The following is a 15,299-nucleotide window of genomic DNA, read 5'->3' on the forward strand; positions in this document are numbered from 1 at the left end:
GTGCGCGCGGCCGACCGGCCGGCGGCACGCGGGCGGTCCGGTCCGCCCTTCGCTCGCCGGCTCCCAATCGCAACGTACGGAGGTAGCCCGCACCGTGGCCCAGTTCATCTACGTCCTGGAGAAGGCGCGCAAGGCGCACGGCGACAAGGTCGTGCTCGACAACGTGACGCTGAACTTCCTGCCCGGTGTCAAGATCGGTGTGGTCGGCCCGAACGGCGCGGGTAAGTCCAGCCTGCTCAAGATCATGGCGGGGCTGGACCGGCCGAGCAACGGCGAGGCCCGGCTGATGCCCGGCTACACCGTCGGGATGCTGGCGCAGGAGCCCCCGCTCAACGACGCCAAGACCGTGCTCGGCAACGTCGAGGAGGCGGTCGCCGAGACCAAGGCCAAGCTCGAGCGGTTCAACAAGATCGCCGAGGAGATGGCGACCGACTACTCCGACGAGCTGATGGAGGAGATGGGCAAGCTCCAGGAGGAGCTGGACCACGCCGACGCGTGGGACATCGACTCCAAGCTCGAACTGGCCATGGACGCGCTGCGCTGCCCGCCGCCGGACGCCGACGTCACCGAGCTCTCCGGTGGCGAGCGCCGCCGGGTCGCGCTGTGCAAGCTGCTGCTGGAGGCTCCCGACCTGCTGCTGCTCGACGAGCCCACCAACCACCTGGACGCGGAGAGCGTGCTGTGGCTGGAGCAGCACCTGGCCAAGTACGCCGGCACGGTCATCGCCATCACCCACGACCGGTACTTCCTGGACAACGTGGCCAACTGGATCCTGGAGCTGGACCGCGGCCGGGCATACCCGTACGAGGGCAACTACTCCACGTACCTGGAGAAGAAGGCCGCCCGGCTCTCCGTCGAGGGTCGCCGGGACGCCAAGATGAAGAAGCGCCTCTCCGACGAGCTGGAGTGGGTGCGCTCCAACGCCAAGGCCCGGCAGACCAAGTCCAAGGCCCGGCTCGACCGGTACGACGAGATGGCCGCCGAGGCGGAGAAGACCCGCAAGCTGGACTTCGAGGAGATCCAGATCCCGCCGGGCCCGCGCCTGGGCAACACGGTCATCGAGGCGAACAACCTGACCAAGAGCTTCGGCGACCGGGTGCTGATCGACAACCTGTCCTTCTCGCTGCCGCGCAACGGCATCGTCGGCATCATCGGCCCGAACGGCGTCGGCAAGACCACCCTGTTCAAGACCATCGTCGGGTTCGAGCAGCCGACCGACGGCGCGGTGCGGGTCGGCGAGACGGTCTCCCTGTCGTACGTCGACCAGAACCGGCAGGGCCTCGACGGCGACAAGACGGTCTGGGAGGTCGTCTCCGACGGGCTGGACCACCTCATGGTGGGCAAGGTCGAGATGCCGTCCCGGGCGTACATCGCCGCCTTCGGGTTCAAGGGGCCGGACCAGCAGAAGCCGACCAAGGTGCTCTCCGGCGGTGAGCGCAACCGGCTCAACCTGGCGTTGACGCTCAAGATCGGCGGCAACGTGATCCTGCTCGACGAGCCGACCAACGACCTGGACGTGGAGACCCTCTCCAGCCTGGAGAACGCGCTGCTGGAGTTCCCCGGCTGCGCCGTGGTCATCTCCCACGACCGGATGTTCCTGGACCGGGTCGCCACGCACATGCTCGCCTGGGAGGGCGACGACGAGAACCCGTCCAAGTGGTTCTGGTTCGAGGGCAACTTCGAGGCGTACGAGAAGAACAAGATCGACCGGCTGGGCGCCGAGGCGGCCCGGCCGCACCGGGTCACCTACCGCAAGCTCACCCGCGACTGACCATGAGCGACCGGTTCGTCTACCACTGCACGCTGCGCTGGTCCGACCTGGACGCGTACGGCCACGTCAACAACGCCCGCTTCCTCACCCTCTACGAGGAGGCCCGGGTGGCGTTGATGTTCGCCGGCGGCCGGGCGTGGGGGGTCGGCTCGTTCGCCGAGGGCGTGGTGATCGCCCGGCACGAGATCGACTACGTGCGCCCGGTCGACTACGCCCTCGGCCGGGCCACCGCGGACGCGGCCCCGACCGTCCGGATCGAACTCTGGGTGGAGGAGATCCGGCGGTCCGCCTTCACCATCGCCTACGAGCTGTACGACGGCGAGGTGCTGGCCAGCCGGGCCCGCTCGGTGCTGGTCCCGTACGACCTGGCGGAGAAGCGGCTGCGCCGGCTCACCGACGACGAGCGGACCTTCCTGGGCAACTACCTGCTGCCGCCGGCGGAGGAGCCGGCGTGACCGGCGCTGGCGTGACCGGGACCGGGGTGGCCGGCGGGGCGGCGTCCGTCGCGTCGGGCGGGCACGGCCTGGTCGGTGTCGCCGACGCCGGTGCGTTTCTGGCCCGGCTGGTCCGGTTCGACCCGGCAACGGTGGTCCGGCTCCGCCCGGTCGACCCAGCCGGGCCGACGGCGCTCTGGGCCCGGCTGCCCTGGGGGGTGCTGGTCTGCCGGACGGTGGCCGGCCCGGGGCCGGGCGACGCGACGGTCGCCGCCGCCGACCTCCTGGCGGCACTGGCCGGGGACGGGACCGCCCTGCCCGCGCGGCGGGACGCGCAGTGGCGCTGGCCGCTGCCGTCGGGGTCCGGACGGGTGGTGGAGACGATCCCCGCCGCCGAGCTGCGTCGGGTGGCCGACGCGGCGGCCGGCACCCTGCGCGCCGCCGCGACGCACGGCGTGGCGGGGCGGGCGGTCGGCCAGCGCGCGGTCCGCGACGCCCTGCTGGACCACGTCGCGGTGGTCGTCACCGGCGAGTCGGGGGAGCGGGTCGAGGTGCCCCAGCGGCTGGTGCAGGGGGTGGTCCGGATGGGCTTCCTCGGACCGGCCGCCGGGGCCGTCCCGGGAGAGGTACAGGTACGCCTGGCCAACCGCTGGGTCGGTCTGGCCGCGCCGTACGGAGTCTGTTGGTCGCAGAACGTGGCAGACCTTGTCATAAAGCCATCGGGTGATCATCCGAACGGATGACCCCTAATCCTTCTTCTGTCCCGGGGCTGGCGTTGGGGGGATGCTTCGCGCCGGCTGTCCGGGTACCGTCCATCCTCGGATCCAACGCACCGTAGGCGTATGGATCCGCTGGGGAGTGAGGTGCGCGAGCGATGCCGTGGTGGTCATGGCGCCCCGGTCACGCCGGTGGTGGCGAGCCGGAAAGTCGGAGTGGGATCACAGTGGATGGCAGCGTCCGGGTCGGACCACCGGCACCACGCGAGCCGGGAGACGACTGTCTCCCCGCCGCAGACCGGCCGGTCAGCAAGGAGATGTCGGCCACCGTCGCGCCGGTGAATCTCGGTCGGGTCTGTGACGCGCTCGACCTGCTGGACGTCCGTTACCTGGCGGACGGCGACGGCAACCTGCTGGCTATGTGGGAACGGCACGCGGTGCTGGTCACCCTGGAGGGGCCGGAGGACGAGATCCTGGTGATGCGGGCGCGTCCACACGCGACCGTCCCACCGGACTGGGCCGACCGGGCCTACCGGGTGGTCAACGAGTGGAACCACACCCGACGGTTCTGCAAGGCGTACATCGGTGATCCGACCGAGCGCGGGCAACTGCCGATCTACGCCGAACTTCAGGTGCCGCGCGGCGCGGGGACGCACGACGCGCTCCTGGTCGAGCTGCTCGACTGCGGTGCGGCGGTCGCGACGAACTTCGTCGACTGGCTGCACGACGAGGGCGCTCTGCTCTGACGACGATGTCGGCGACGCCGGCCGGACCTCCGGCCGGCGTCGTTCCGCGGGGTCCGCTGGTCGGCTGCCCGCCGGCCCGGGCGCCTCGTGGGCCGTCGGGCGCTCGGCCTGTCGGCGAGGTCAGCGGACGGCCGGGTCCTCCATCACGTTGACCATGAAGTACGCCGCCCGCTCCAGGTAGTCCCAGAGCGTCGTCGCCACGTCGGACGGCAGGTCCAGGGAGTCGACCGCCCGACGCATGTGCAGCAACCAGGCGTCCCGCTCGGCGGGGCCGACCCGGAACGGCGCGTGCCGCATCCGCAGCCGTGGGTGCCCGCGCTGGGCCGAGTAGGTGTTCGGCCCGCCCCAGTACTGCATCAGGAACAGCGTCAGCCGGTCGGCGGCCGGGCCCAGATCCTCCTCCGGGTACATCGGGCGCAGCAGCGGATCGGTGGCAACACCGGCGTAGAACTCGTCGACCAGCCGGCGGAAGGTCGGCTCACCCCCGACCGCCTCGAAGAGGGTCGTCGTCGGCTGGGTCCGGTCGGAGTCACCTGCGGCAGTCACCGTTCCATCCTGCCAGGTGTCCCTCGCCCCGGCGGGTACGGTCGCCCGCGCCGGGATGCGTGCTCGATCACAGCGTCGCGGTGCCGCCCGCCGCCGCCCGCCGGCCCGCCAGCGGGCCCTCGTCACCGGCCGGCGTGGCGCGGCCGGTCGCCCCGGTGCCGGCAGCGGTCGCGGTCGGCGTGGCGCTTCCGGTCGCCCCGGTCCCGGCGGTAGTCGACATCTCGCCGCGGGGGCGTGCGCCGGGTGCCTTCGCGGCGGCGATGGCGGCGTCGAAGGCGGCGGCGCTCGGCCAGCGGGCCACCACCACGAGCATCAGGAGCACGCCGGCCGCGCTCCACAGCCCGACCACCCCGGGGATGGAGAACCGCTCGGCGAGCAGGCCAGTGACGATCACCGCGAAGCCCTGGATCACCTGCATGCCGGTCGCCATCACACCGAACGCCCGGGCGCGGTAGCCGTCGGGCAGAGCCCGGACGAAGAGCCCGTTGGCGACCGGCAGCAGCCCGGCCACCGAGAAGCCGCAGACCGCGACGAGCAGCGCCACCACGCCCGGCGGCGGGTCGAACAGGGCCGGCACCAGCACCAGGGGGGCCAGCACGGCGAACGGACGGATCAGGGCCACCCGACGGGTGGGCCGGACGGCCCGCCCGATGATCAGGCCACCGAGGATGAAACCGACCGGCGCGGCCGCCATGATCACCGCTTGGGTGGCGGCGGCGCCCACGCCCGCGCCCGAGCGCTCACCGGCCCAGGCGCCGGCCAGCCCCTCGGGGACGATGGAGAAGAGCATCGAGCAGAACACCAGCACGGCGATCGATCGCAGCACCGGGGTGCCGAAGACGATCCGGAAGCCGGCCCCGGTCTCCCGCAGCAGCGACGTGCGCGGTTCGCCGGTGTTCACCCGGGCGTGGTCGCGGACGCCGAGCCGCACGAGCAACGCGGACGCGCCGAAGCTGGCCGCGTTGACCAGTAGCGCGGCGGTGGGGCTGGCCGTGGCGATGGCGGCGCCGAGCAGGTAGCCGGTCACCTGGGCGGCCTGCCCGACGCTGCTGTTGAGGGAGAGGCCGACCACCAGTTTGTCGCCGGTGAGGATCACCGGCATGAGCGCGGAGCGCGCGGCCTGGGCCGGCGGGTTGGCCAGCGTGGTGGTGAAGAGCAGGGCGAGGATCGCCCAGACCGGCAGGTGCGGGATGGCGACCAGCGCGATCAGCACCATCCGAAGCAGGTCGGAATTGACCATCACGGCCCGGTACCGGCACCGGTCGGCCACCGTGGACAGCAGCGGACCGCCGATCAGCCACGGCAGGTAGCTCACCGCGAACGCCGCCGCCGAGAGGGCCACCGAGTCGGTTTCCCGGTAGACCAGGACGGTCACCGCCGCCTTGGCGATGTAGTCACCGATCCAGGAGAGGGTGGTGGCCGAGAGGACCGCCCGGTACTCGCGCTGGGCGAACACTTCACTGAAGGTGGCCGGACCTTCGTGGAGGGGTCGCTCGTCGGACACCGTGGCCTCCATCGTTCCCGGCGGCGGCCACTCGTGGCGACCTGGCCGGAAATCGTCGTCAGATCTACGGAGCAGCGAGGACGTGATCACGCTCCGAGGAGCTTGTTTCCGGATTCTGCCCGATCGTCTGAAGGCTGGCTAGGGTGAACGGATAGATCGTCGCATCTCCGACTGAACGAACGGACGATACCCGAGGGGCCGGGCGGACCGCGACCCCTCCGAGGTCGGCTCCCTCGACGCTGGCTGTTCGACCAGAAGAACCGCAGGTCAGGGTGGGGTGGCCGGCCCGGGCGTGGGGATGCCGGGGTAGAAGCGGGCTGCGGCGATCTTGGCGGTGATGCCGGAGTTCTCCAGCGACTCGGCCAGCCGGCGACGCAGCTCCCGACCGACCGCGAACTGTCCGTCCGCGCTCGTCTTGACCACCGTACGGATCACCGCGCCGTCGATCGTCACCTGCTCCACGCCGAGCACCTCCGGCGGCTCGACGATGTGCGGGGCCAGATCCGGGTCGAGCGCCACCGACGCCGCCGCGGTCCGTAGCACCGCAGTGGCCTCCTCGGTGCTGGCGAAGCCGATCGGCAGGTCGACCACGACCAGCGCCCACCCCTGACTCTTGTTGCCGACCCGGATGATCTCGCCGTTGCGGATGTACCACAGCACGCCCCGTGCGTCACGGACCGTGGTGACCCGCAGACCCACCGACTCGACCACCCCGGTCGCCTCGCCGACGTCCACCGTGTCACCCACGCCGTACTGGTCCTCCAGCAGCATGAACAGCCCCGCGATCAGGTCCTTGACCAGGCTCTGCGCGCCGAAGCCCAGCGCCACACCGACGATGCCGGCGCTGGCCAGCAGAGGGGCCAGGTCGAAGCTGAACTCCCGGAGGACCATCAGCAGGGCGATGCCGAACACGAACGCGGTGACCAGGCTGCTCAGCACCGACCCGATCGCCTCGGCCCGCTGCCGGCGTCGCTCCGGGACGAACTCCCCTTCGGCCGCCGTGCTGGGGATCCGCTCCCGCAGCGGCTTGAGCAGGGTCGGCACCGAGCCTTCGGTGGTGGTCCGGACCAGCCGTCTGATCGTCCGCTGCAACAGGAACCGGGCGGCGACCGCCAGCAGGAGGATCAGCATGATCCGCAGCGGTTTGAGGAGGATCCAGTAGCTGCCCTCGGCGAACCAGGTGGAACCGGTCAGGTCGTAGACGTTCTTGCAGAGCGCGTCGGAGAGACAGTCGGGGCTCAGCTCCGGCTTCGGGGTCTCAGCGGCCAACGGCGTCAGCGGGGCAGCAGTCACGTCTGCTTTCGTACCGCACGGTGCGCCGGGACCGCCGGGCACCCCGCCCATCGGTGGGGTTGGCCCCGGATCCCCGGGCCGGCACCGTAGATCAACCGGTGCGAAACCGGTCATCCTTGCACAGTCGCAAAAAGCTTCACGAGGGACCCCGGATTAGTACGTGCAATCCGAGGTCCGATCAGGGACGATTGGCGCACGGAACGTCGGTGATCCTTCCGGCGTCGACCGCGGCTGGCCTCGTGTTGCCCGCGGCCGGCCGGGCAAGGACGCGAAAGCGGCTGGACCGGAAGGGTGAGCACGATGCCTGACATACGACCCACAATGGGCTCCGGCGCGTTGGTCCTCAACGCCACCTACGAGCCGTTGTGTGTCGTGTCGGTGCGTCGGGCCGCGATCCTGGTGCTCACCGCCAAGGCCGTCTGTGTGGCCGACGGTGACGGTGTCCTGCACAGCGCCTTCGACGCGCTGCCGGTCCCCTCGGTGGTCCGGCTGACCCGGTTCGTCCGGGTGCCGTACCGCACCCACGTCGGGCTCTCCCGGCGGGCGCTCTTCGCTCGGGACGGCTGGCGGTGCGCCTACTGCCGGGGGCCGGCCGAGACCATCGACCACGTCTTCCCGCGTAGCCGGGGCGGCCGGCATGCCTGGGAGAACGTGGTCGCCGCGTGCGCCCGCTGCAACCACACCAAGGGCGACAAGACGCCGGCGGAGATGGGCTGGCGGCTGAACGCCATGCCGGCGGCCCCCAAGGGCACGGCCTGGCGGGTGCTCGGGCATCGCGCGCCCGATCCGCGGTGGGCGGACTGGCTCGACCTGCGGGAGAGCGAGGCGGCTGCCTGACGACGCCCCGTGGGGTGTGGGGGTTCCGGGTCGATCTGGGTGGGGTTCCGGGCAGCCCGACCCGCTCCGGGCGGTCAGGCTTGATCCCTGCGCGGGTCGGGCTGCCCGGAACCCCTGACCTGGTCCGGGTGATCGGCACGCGGGAGCTGACCGGTTTGCCCGGAACCCCTGATGTGGCCGGGTGGTCGGCATCGTGTGTGAGAGCTGACTGGGTCTGGGTGCTCGGGTGGGAGACGGCAGTGGCTGGTCGGTGGGTCAGGGGTGTCGGGCCTGGACCAGTGAGGCGAAGACGACGACGTTGTCGGCGTAGCCGGTCGCGCCGCCCACCCAGCGGCCACCGCACGTGATCAATCGCAGGTTGGGGCGGCTGAAGTCGCCGAAGACCTCGTCCACCGGCAGCCGTTCCTTGCCGAACCGCTCTACCGCGTTCACCTCGAAGACCGCCACCGACCGGTCGGCCCGGTCCACCTCGATCCGGTCCCCGGCCCGCAGCCGCTTCAGGTCGTGGAAGACCGCCGGGCCGTTCGTGGTGTCCACGTGGCCGACGATCACTGCCGGGCCGTACTGTCCCGGGGTCGGACCCTGGTCGTACCAGGCGGCCTCCTGGGCGCGCTTCGCGTCCGGTACGCCGATCGTGCCGTCGGCGGCGAGCCCGACGTGGTGGACGGGCGCACGCAGGTCCAGGGCCTGGATCTCGAGCTCCACTGGCGGGCTGGCCGCCAGCACCGGGAACTTCCGGGGCGGCGGGCGCAGGCCGGCGCCGATCCGGTCCGGCAGCAGGCTGGTGCCGGTGACCTGCTCGACCCCGAGCATCGCCACGATCAGCACCATCAACGAGGCGACCACCAGTACCGGGGCGCCCGGCCCGGAGCGCGCCGTCCGGCGGCGTCCCCAGCGGTGGAACGGTGTCCGGCGCGGGGCGACCGTGTGCCCCCGGCGGTCGGGGTGTCCCTGGCGGCCGGGGTGCCCCCGGTGGCCGGCGGGATTGGCGACCAGTACCCCCGCCTGGCTGGCCTGGGCCGCCACCCTCCGGAGCCGGCCCAGGAAGCACCCCAGACCCTGAGCGAGGACGACGATTCCGCGACCGAGGGCGACGGCCGAGCGGCGTAGCAGGGCGGCGCTTTGCCGTAGGCCGAGCCCGAGCAGGACGCCGTCCTGCCGTAGACCCCGCGTGACCGTGACGAGCGACCAGCACAGGAGGTGGATCAGTCCGGCGGCGCTTCGGCCGAGCGGTACGAGCAGCCGTCGCAGGCGGGAGCCGGCCATGGCGTTCCCCGTCAGGGGCTCCCGGGCCGGCGACGGCCACCGAAGAGACCCAGTCCGGCCACGATGGCGACGGCCACCAGCCCGCCGACCAGCAGCAGCGGGCCCATCCCCCGGCCGTCGGCGGTCCCCCCACCGCCGGTCGCCGGCCCCTTGCTCGGCTGGGTCATGTTGAGCACCGTCAGCACGGTGCTGGCCCGGTTGCCGTTCGGGCAGCGCAACTCCACCGGAAAATCACCCGGGTTGGTGCCGTTCGGCACGGTCACCGTGCCGGTCAGGAAGCCGTTGTCGGTACGGTCGCCACCGCTGTTGGGGTCGTTGCCCAACCGGTCGTCGTTCGGGCGGAGCACCACCCGACCGAAGGCGTCCGACGTCACCTCCGCCTGTCGGTCGTTGTTCCGGTCGCAACTGGCCCGGATGTCCACCCGGCTGCCGGCCTGGACCGTGCTCGGCCTGACCTCGACGAAGACGTTCTCCCCCGCGTGGGCGGGAGCGCGCCCGGCCAGGACGAAGACCCCGACCAGCGCGATCATGACCAGCGCCGTCCACCCGGCGCGGCCGGGTCCGTGACCCCGCATGATCCTCCCCTTCCCGGCACCGATGGTGTGCTGGGCGACCCGCCCTGCATTCCCGCTGCCCCGGTGGCAAACCCGGCCCGGTCCGACCCCGCCAGGGCCGATGGTGGTGGGTGGTCACGTCGAGCGTTGACTGTTCAGGTGCCGGCGGGGCGCCACAGCCATCGGAGCGCGTCGGGCAGGAGGACGCCGCCGTGGTTGGGGCTGTGGCCGCCGTCGCCGAGCACGAGCCGGAAGTCATAGCCCGCTTCCGCCAAGGCGGCCGCGACGCGCAGGTTGTTGGCGAGCCAGTTTCGTTGGGGCTCGTTCCAGTGCAGATCTCGATGGCCTGCCTGCAGGAAGATGCGTAGCGGCTTGCGGGCAACGCTGGAGATCAACTCAGGGTAGGGGTTTCCGTGGGGCATCTGCACGAAGCTGGACAGGCAGCACATCACGCGACGGAACCTGTCTGGGCGGAGCCATCCGGCAGTGAATGCCCCGTTGCCGCCGCTACTGCCGCCACAGATGCCCCACTGGTCTGCGTCGTCGGTGATCGAGTAGCGCTGCGTGACCTGCGGGATGATCTCGGTCAGCAGGAAGGTGACCAGGCGATCGTCGAACGCGTCGTACTCGACGTTGCGGTTCTTGGGGTTCTCGGCGCCAACACGGATGCCAGGGTCGACGAAAAGGCCGATGGTGACCGGGATGTCACCGCAGTGGATGAGGTTGTCCAGGACTGTCGCGCCCCGGACTTCGCCCTCCGGATCGAGATACCACTGTCCGTCCAGGAACACCATCAGCGACGCGGGCTGCGACGGGTCGTATTGAGCGGGCAGGTGGACCCAAAACCTCCGTGAGGTGCCCGGATAGATGGTGCTGTCGTCCCAGCCGAACTCGATGGTCTGACCGGCGGGCACGCCCGGCTGCCGATACGAATCGGGACCGTGGGCATAGCGGACGTCCGACTGGTCCACGGGAAGGGGACAGAACGGCACCTCTACGGTCACCCCGGGCACGCTATGCGCCGTCGTTCGCACCGGGCAACGAGTTTCCGGGCGAGGTCAGCGGCGGCGGGCGGGTGGGTCCGGGCGGTCGGCGGAGTCCGTGGCGAGCGGGGTCACCGACTGCCAGCCCATCGGGGTGGAGAGGACCATGGTGCTGGACGGCTGGCCGTACGGGGCGAGCCGGTCGATCACCGCCTCGAACCCGTTCATCGAGCCGGCGGCGACCTTGAGCATGCTGCACGCGTCGCCGGTGATCCGGTGGATCTCCAGGATCTCGGGCCAGTCGGCGACCGCCGGGTCGTGCAGGATGCAGCGCGGGCCGTAGCAGGACATCCGGATCAGGGCGAGGACGCTCCGTCCGGCGCGGGCCAGGTCCACGTGGGCGTGGTAGCCGGTGATCACCCCGGACTCCTCGAGGCGGCGTACCCGCTCGGCCACCGCCGGTGGGGAGAGGTGGACCCGGCGGGAGAGTTCGCTGAACGACAGGCGTGCGTCGGCCTGCAACTCCCGCAGCAGCGCCCAGTCCATGTCGTCCACGGCCGACCTTCCTTTCCTGAAGTCCGCTGGCGGTTTCGCCTTCGCCTCGGCAGGGGACGAAGGGGTAGGACCACGGTTCCGGCATTCCATTCGGCATTCCGACCGCGAGATCATGAGGTTATCCCGGCTCACGGAGGGAGAGACAGGTGGAGAAGACGGACCTGCGGGTGCCCGCCCTGGCCGCGACGGTGCGCCCGCTGACCCCACGGCAACGCACGGCGCGGGCGGCGCGCAACGGTGGCCGCCCGACGTTGGAGTTCACCGAGCGGGTGCCCTACGACACGTATGTGCACGCCAGCACCCTGCATACGCTGCAACAGCCGCTCAGCGGCGACCCGGGCGAGATGTCCTTCCTGATGGTCAGCCAGATCATGGAGCTGTACTTCGGGCTGACCTGCCACGAGCTGCGGGAGGCCCAACGGCTGCTCCGCGCCGACCGGGTCTGGGACGCGCTGGCCCCGCTGCGCCGTACCGCCCTGCACCTCGAGGGGCTCAACGCCGCCTGGCAGAGCCTGCGGTGGATGACCCCGGCCGACTTCAACCGGTTCCGCGACCTGCTCGGTGAGGGCTCCGGGTTCCAGTCGGCGAAGTATCGGGAGCTGGAGTTCCTGCTCGGTCTCCGTAACCCGGCGCTGATCCGCCCGTTCCGGCGGCAGACCGAGGTGTACGCGCAACTGCGGGCCGCCCTCGACGCGCCGAGCGTGTGGGACGACGTGCTCGCCCTGCTCGGCCGGCACGGCTTCGACCTGCCGGCCGACCTGCTCGACCGGGACGTGACGGTGGAACACGAGTCGCACCCGCTGGTCGAGTCGGCCTGGGTGCGGATCTACGCCGACGCCGGGCCGGACAACCACCTCCGACTGCTCGGCGAGGCGCTCACCACGGTCGCCGAGCAGTTCGGCGACTGGCGGTACCAGCACCTCAAGGCGGTGCAACGCGCCATGGGCGCCAAGGTGGGCAGCGGCGGCTCGGCCGGGCTGACCTGGCTGCGCCGCAGCATGGAACGGGTCGTCTTCCCGGAACTCTGGTCTGCCCGTACCGCGATGTGACCACCTCCCGGCTGAGGTGGTAGCAGGGGTCCCCTGTTACCTAATTTCGATGAGGAGGGGTCCCCTGCAACCACAAAACCACCCAGACGGGGCAGGATGACGTCATGGCCGAGCCGCACGACCTGACCGCGTTGGAGCAGGCCGCCGCCGTCGCCCGGGGCGAGCTCTCCAGCGTCGAACTGGTCGAGCACCACCTCGCCCGGGTGGACGCGCTGGGCGACACCGTCGGGGCGTTCGTCACCGTCACCCCGGACGAGGCCCGCCGCGCGGCCCGGGCCGCCGACGTGGTGCCGGCCGGCGGGCGGGGGCCGCTGCACGGCGTCCCGACGGCGGTGAAGGACCTGACCCTTACCGCCGGGGTGCGCACCACTTTCGGCTCCGCCGCCTTCGCCGACTTCGTCCCCACCGTCGACGCCGACGTGGTGCGGCACCTGCGTGACGCCGGGCTGGTCAGCCTCGGTAAGACCACCACCTCCGAACTGGGCTGCTCGCTCTACTCGGAGGGGCTGGTCGCGCCGCCGGCCCGTAACCCGTGGGACCTGGCGTACACGGCGGGCGGGTCCAGCGGTGGCGCGGCCGCGGCGGTGGCCGCCGGGCTGGTGCCGGTCGCCCAGGGCTCCGACGGGGGCGGCTCGGTGCGTATCCCGGCCGCCCTGTGTGGCCTGGTCGGGCACAAGCCGAGCCGGGGCCTGGTCTCCAGTGGCCCGCTCGGCTTCGGCGCGTTCGGGCTGCCCACCAACGGCCCGATCGGCCGAACGGTCGCCGACGTGGCCGCGCTGCTGGACGTGCTGGCCGTCCCGGTGCCCGGCGAGCCCTACCTGCCACCCCCGACGCCGCCCGGCGGCCACCTGGCGATCGCCCGGCGGGCCGCGCCCGGCCGGCTGCGGGTGGGTTGGTTCACCCGCCCGATGCTCGTCGACGGGCCGGTGCACCCGGACTGCGTGGCCGCCGTCGACCGGGCCGCCGCCCTGCTCGCCGGGGCCGGGCACGAGGTGGTCGAGGTGGAGCCGCCGGTCGGCCCGGAGTCGTGGCCGCTCTTCGAGACCCTCTGGTACGTCCTGGCGCTCGCCCCGGTCGCTCCGGAGCGGGAATCCGACCTGCTGCCGTTGACCCGGCTGATGCGCGAGCGGGGCGCGCGGGTCAGCGTCGCCGCCCTGACCGCCACCCTCGCCGAACTCCAGGCGCTGGTCCGCCTGGCCGCCCGCCGCAGCGCCGGGTACGACCTGCTGCTCTGCCCGACCCTGGCCACCCCGCAGGCGCCGGTCGGCTGGTTCCACACCGACGTCGACCCGGCGGAGGACTTCGACCGGCAGCGGCGATTCTCGCCGTACTGCGCGGTGTTCAACCTGACCGGTCAACCGTCCGTCTCGCTCCCGGTGGGTCGCACCGCCGCCGGCCTCCCGGTCGGCGTCCTGTTGACCGGTCGGTACGGTGACGACGCCCGGCTGTTGGCGGCTGCCGCCGAGGTGGAACGGGTCGACGGGGGGTGGGATCATCGCCACCCCGTGATATGGCGGGCCGTGGGCTCCGCTAACGTGAACAGCGACGGGGTCGGACGGGCGGCACCTTGACGTCCGATCGGCCCGGTCGGTCCGGTTTCTCTTTCCGCCTGGGGGCGTTGGGATTGTCTGTTACCGAGACGTTGCTGGTCTTCGTCGGCATCCCGGCGGCGGCGACGCTGGTGATCGCCGGGTTGGCCCTTGCCGGTGGTGGTCGCGGCGGCCATGGTGGCGCCAAGCGCTACCGGCCCGGCCGGGCCTTCGACTTCACGCCGGTCTGGTTCCTCGGCCGGCCCGAGCAGCTGGCCGACTCGGCCGGCACGGCGCTGGCCGCGGGCGCGCAGGCGCCGGCGCTGAGCAGCCGCAAGCAGGAGCAGGCCGGCATCGAGGCGCCGGTCGGGGTAACCGGAGGCGCAAGTGACCGTTGGTGAGAAGCAGATCGAGGCGGGCAACCCGCCCGAGGTGCTGGACGGCCCCTTCACCACCCGGCAGTTGCTCCGTATCGACGAGGCGCTGCGCCTCGCCGACCAGGGCACCGGGCTGGTCTTCTCGATCTTCGTCGGCGGCCTCGACGAGTCGACCCGCGAGCACGCCGAGCGGCTGCACCGACAGCTCGCCGAGCCGGACCGTTCGATCCTGATCGCCGTGTCGCCCAACCAGCGTCGGCTGGAGATCGTCACCGGCAAGCAGGCCCGCAAGCGGATCCCCGACACGTACGCCAAGCTCGCCGCCCTCTCCATGGTCGCGGCCTTCGGCGGCGGCGACCTGGCCGGCGGGATCATCAACGGTCTCGACCAGCTCGCCACGCACGCCGGCAAGGGCTGAGCCGGCCCCGGTACGACGAAACCCGGTCCGCCGCGTGGCGGACCGGGTTCCGTGTCTTCGGGTTCCGGGGACCCAGCGAGGCCAGACGGCCGGGTGACTCAGCAGGGCCAGGTGGTCGGGTGACTCAGCGGGGCCAGACGGCCGGGTCGAGGGTCAGCGGCCAGGGCTCGGTCACCGTGACCGGGTCGTCTGGCCCGACCGTGCCGAGTAGCCGGTAGTGGTCTCCCTTGGCCAGCTCGTACCGGTGGACCACCGGGCCGAAGTCGCCCCGCTCCACCCGCCAGTAGGCCGGGATGCCGGCCTCGGCGTAGAGCGCGGGCTTGGTGAACCGGTCGTGCCGCCGGCTGCTCGGGGACTCCACCTCGACGACGAGCGCGACGTCGGCCGGCTCGGCCCATCTGCGGCCTCGTGGTGCGCCAGGCCGGAGCACCGTCACGTCCGGGATCAGGTTGCCGCCGGGGACGCGTACCCCGATCTCCCGGATCACCCGCCACCCCTCCAGCGCGGCCTGCCGCAACGCCATCCGGATGTCGTCCGCCAGCTCGTGGTGGTCGTCCTCGGCCGGTGGGGTCACGTGCAGGCTCCCGTCGACGATCTCGTAGCGGTTTCCGTCCTCCGGCAGGCCGCGCAGGTCCTCCTCGCGCCAGGCCCGCGCGGGCGACTGCCACCCGTGGGTTGGCTGTGCCATCACGTCCACCTCCGTCGGTAACCGTAACGGGGC

General features: G+C 71.9%; 17 protein-coding genes. 9 read left to right on the forward strand and 8 right to left on the reverse strand.

Annotated features, from left to right (window positions below):
* Positions 1 to 94 precede the first annotated feature (94 nt).
* The 4 genes from ettA (at position 95) to GA0074692_RS31765 (ending at position 3,667) form a co-directional block, all read left to right on the forward strand.
* On the forward strand, positions 95 to 1,771 hold the full coding sequence (gene ettA / locus GA0074692_RS31750; protein WP_091651594.1) for an energy-dependent translational throttle protein EttA: 1,677 nt from the start codon (positions 95 to 97) through the stop codon (positions 1,769 to 1,771).
* A gap of 2 nt (positions 1,772 to 1,773) precedes the next feature.
* Positions 1,774 to 2,226 carry an acyl-CoA thioesterase gene (locus GA0074692_RS31755; protein ID WP_091651596.1) on the forward strand — a complete coding sequence of 151 codons (453 nt, stop codon included), beginning with the start codon at positions 1,774 to 1,776 and terminating at the stop codon, positions 2,224 to 2,226.
* 11 nt (positions 2,227 to 2,237) lie between these two features.
* The gene (locus tag GA0074692_RS31760; protein ID WP_091654412.1) at positions 2,238 to 2,948 is read left to right on the forward strand and encodes a DUF8185 domain-containing protein; all 711 of its coding nucleotides are present in this window, start codon (positions 2,238 to 2,240) and stop codon (positions 2,946 to 2,948) included.
* A gap of 131 nt (positions 2,949 to 3,079) precedes the next feature.
* Positions 3,080 to 3,667, forward strand: coding sequence for a type III secretion system chaperone family protein (locus GA0074692_RS31765; protein WP_091651599.1), 588 nt, complete (start codon positions 3,080 to 3,082; stop codon positions 3,665 to 3,667).
* Between the two features lie 120 nt (positions 3,668 to 3,787).
* On the opposite strand, the gene GA0074692_RS31770 is transcribed toward GA0074692_RS31765, so the two are convergent.
* From GA0074692_RS31770 to GA0074692_RS31780, 3 genes are all read right to left on the reverse strand, one after another.
* Positions 3,788 to 4,213, reverse strand: coding sequence for a globin (locus GA0074692_RS31770; protein ID WP_091651601.1), 426 nt, complete (start codon positions 4,211 to 4,213; stop codon positions 3,788 to 3,790).
* Between the two features lie 67 nt (positions 4,214 to 4,280).
* The gene (locus GA0074692_RS31775; RefSeq protein WP_425413370.1) at positions 4,281 to 5,717 is read right to left on the reverse strand and encodes an MFS transporter; all 1,437 of its coding nucleotides are present in this window, start codon (positions 5,715 to 5,717) and stop codon (positions 4,281 to 4,283) included.
* A 267-nt stretch (positions 5,718 to 5,984) separates the two neighbouring features.
* Complete coding sequence (locus tag GA0074692_RS31780) at positions 5,985 to 7,010, reverse strand: mechanosensitive ion channel family protein (protein WP_483819084.1); 1,026 nt, start codon at positions 7,008 to 7,010, stop codon at positions 5,985 to 5,987.
* 300 nt (positions 7,011 to 7,310) lie between these two features.
* Between GA0074692_RS31780 and GA0074692_RS31785 the strand changes: the two genes are divergently transcribed.
* Positions 7,311 to 7,847: an HNH endonuclease gene (locus tag GA0074692_RS31785; RefSeq protein WP_091651608.1), complete on the forward strand. Its 537-nt coding sequence runs from the start codon at positions 7,311 to 7,313 to the stop codon at positions 7,845 to 7,847.
* A gap of 255 nt (positions 7,848 to 8,102) precedes the next feature.
* On the opposite strand, the gene GA0074692_RS31790 is transcribed toward GA0074692_RS31785, so the two are convergent.
* From GA0074692_RS31790 to GA0074692_RS31805, 4 genes are all read right to left on the reverse strand, one after another.
* Positions 8,103 to 9,113, reverse strand: a complete 1,011-nt coding sequence (locus GA0074692_RS31790; protein WP_091651613.1) for a class F sortase — start codon at positions 9,111 to 9,113, stop codon at positions 8,103 to 8,105.
* Between the two features lie 11 nt (positions 9,114 to 9,124).
* Positions 9,125 to 9,643, reverse strand: coding sequence for a hypothetical protein (locus GA0074692_RS31795; RefSeq protein ID WP_091654415.1), 519 nt, complete (start codon positions 9,641 to 9,643; stop codon positions 9,125 to 9,127).
* A gap of 179 nt (positions 9,644 to 9,822) precedes the next feature.
* Positions 9,823 to 10,671 (reverse strand): alpha/beta hydrolase, encoded by an 849-nt coding sequence (locus GA0074692_RS31800; protein ID WP_091654417.1) that lies wholly within the window; start codon positions 10,669 to 10,671, stop codon positions 9,823 to 9,825.
* Between the two features lie 54 nt (positions 10,672 to 10,725).
* Positions 10,726 to 11,205, reverse strand: coding sequence for an Lrp/AsnC family transcriptional regulator (locus GA0074692_RS31805; RefSeq protein ID WP_091651618.1), 480 nt, complete (start codon positions 11,203 to 11,205; stop codon positions 10,726 to 10,728).
* A 146-nt stretch (positions 11,206 to 11,351) separates the two neighbouring features.
* Between GA0074692_RS31805 and GA0074692_RS31810 the strand changes: the two genes are divergently transcribed.
* The 4 genes from GA0074692_RS31810 (at position 11,352) to GA0074692_RS31825 (ending at position 14,578) form a co-directional block, all read left to right on the forward strand.
* Positions 11,352 to 12,254 (forward strand): tryptophan 2,3-dioxygenase, encoded by a 903-nt coding sequence (locus GA0074692_RS31810; RefSeq protein WP_091651621.1) that lies wholly within the window; start codon positions 11,352 to 11,354, stop codon positions 12,252 to 12,254.
* Between the two features lie 104 nt (positions 12,255 to 12,358).
* On the forward strand, positions 12,359 to 13,825 hold the full coding sequence (locus GA0074692_RS31815) for an amidase (RefSeq protein ID WP_091651625.1): 1,467 nt from the start codon (positions 12,359 to 12,361) through the stop codon (positions 13,823 to 13,825).
* Positions 13,826 to 13,878: 53 nt separating this feature from the next.
* On the forward strand, positions 13,879 to 14,184 hold the full coding sequence (ctaJ, locus tag GA0074692_RS31820) for an aa3-type cytochrome oxidase subunit CtaJ (protein WP_483819085.1): 306 nt from the start codon (positions 13,879 to 13,881) through the stop codon (positions 14,182 to 14,184).
* On the forward strand, positions 14,171 to 14,578 hold the full coding sequence (locus GA0074692_RS31825) for a DUF5130 family protein (protein WP_091651630.1): 408 nt from the start codon (positions 14,171 to 14,173) through the stop codon (positions 14,576 to 14,578). The genes ctaJ and GA0074692_RS31825 overlap by 14 nt, the downstream gene beginning before the upstream one ends.
* A gap of 124 nt (positions 14,579 to 14,702) precedes the next feature.
* Here the strand turns inward: GA0074692_RS31825 and GA0074692_RS31830 are convergent, their stop codons facing one another.
* Complete coding sequence (locus GA0074692_RS31830; RefSeq protein ID WP_091654420.1) at positions 14,703 to 15,266, reverse strand: Uma2 family endonuclease; 564 nt, start codon at positions 15,264 to 15,266, stop codon at positions 14,703 to 14,705.
* Positions 15,267 to 15,299: the final 33 nt, after the last annotated feature.

Source organism: Micromonospora pallida, assembly GCF_900090325.1.
Taxonomy (GTDB): domain Bacteria; phylum Actinomycetota; class Actinomycetes; order Mycobacteriales; family Micromonosporaceae; genus Micromonospora; species Micromonospora pallida.

Coding starts and splice junctions, on each gene's coding strand:
- GA0074692_RS31790 (WP_091651613.1), bottom strand. CDS start 9,113: ATGGCCGGCTCCCGCCTGCGACGGCTGCTCGTACCGCTCGGCCGAAGC.
- GA0074692_RS31795 (WP_091654415.1), bottom strand. CDS start 9,643: ATGATCGCGCTGGTCGGGGTCTTCGTCCTGGCCGGGCGCGCTCCCGCC.
- GA0074692_RS31785 (WP_091651608.1), top strand. CDS start 7,311: ATGCCTGACATACGACCCACAATGGGCTCCGGCGCGTTGGTCCTCAAC.
- GA0074692_RS31815 (WP_091651625.1), top strand. CDS start 12,359: ATGGCCGAGCCGCACGACCTGACCGCGTTGGAGCAGGCCGCCGCCGTC.
- GA0074692_RS31755 (WP_091651596.1), top strand. CDS start 1,774: ATGAGCGACCGGTTCGTCTACCACTGCACGCTGCGCTGGTCCGACCTG.
- GA0074692_RS31765 (WP_091651599.1), top strand. CDS start 3,080: ATGCCGTGGTGGTCATGGCGCCCCGGTCACGCCGGTGGTGGCGAGCCG.
- GA0074692_RS31830 (WP_091654420.1), bottom strand. CDS start 15,266: ATGGCACAGCCAACCCACGGGTGGCAGTCGCCCGCGCGGGCCTGGCGC.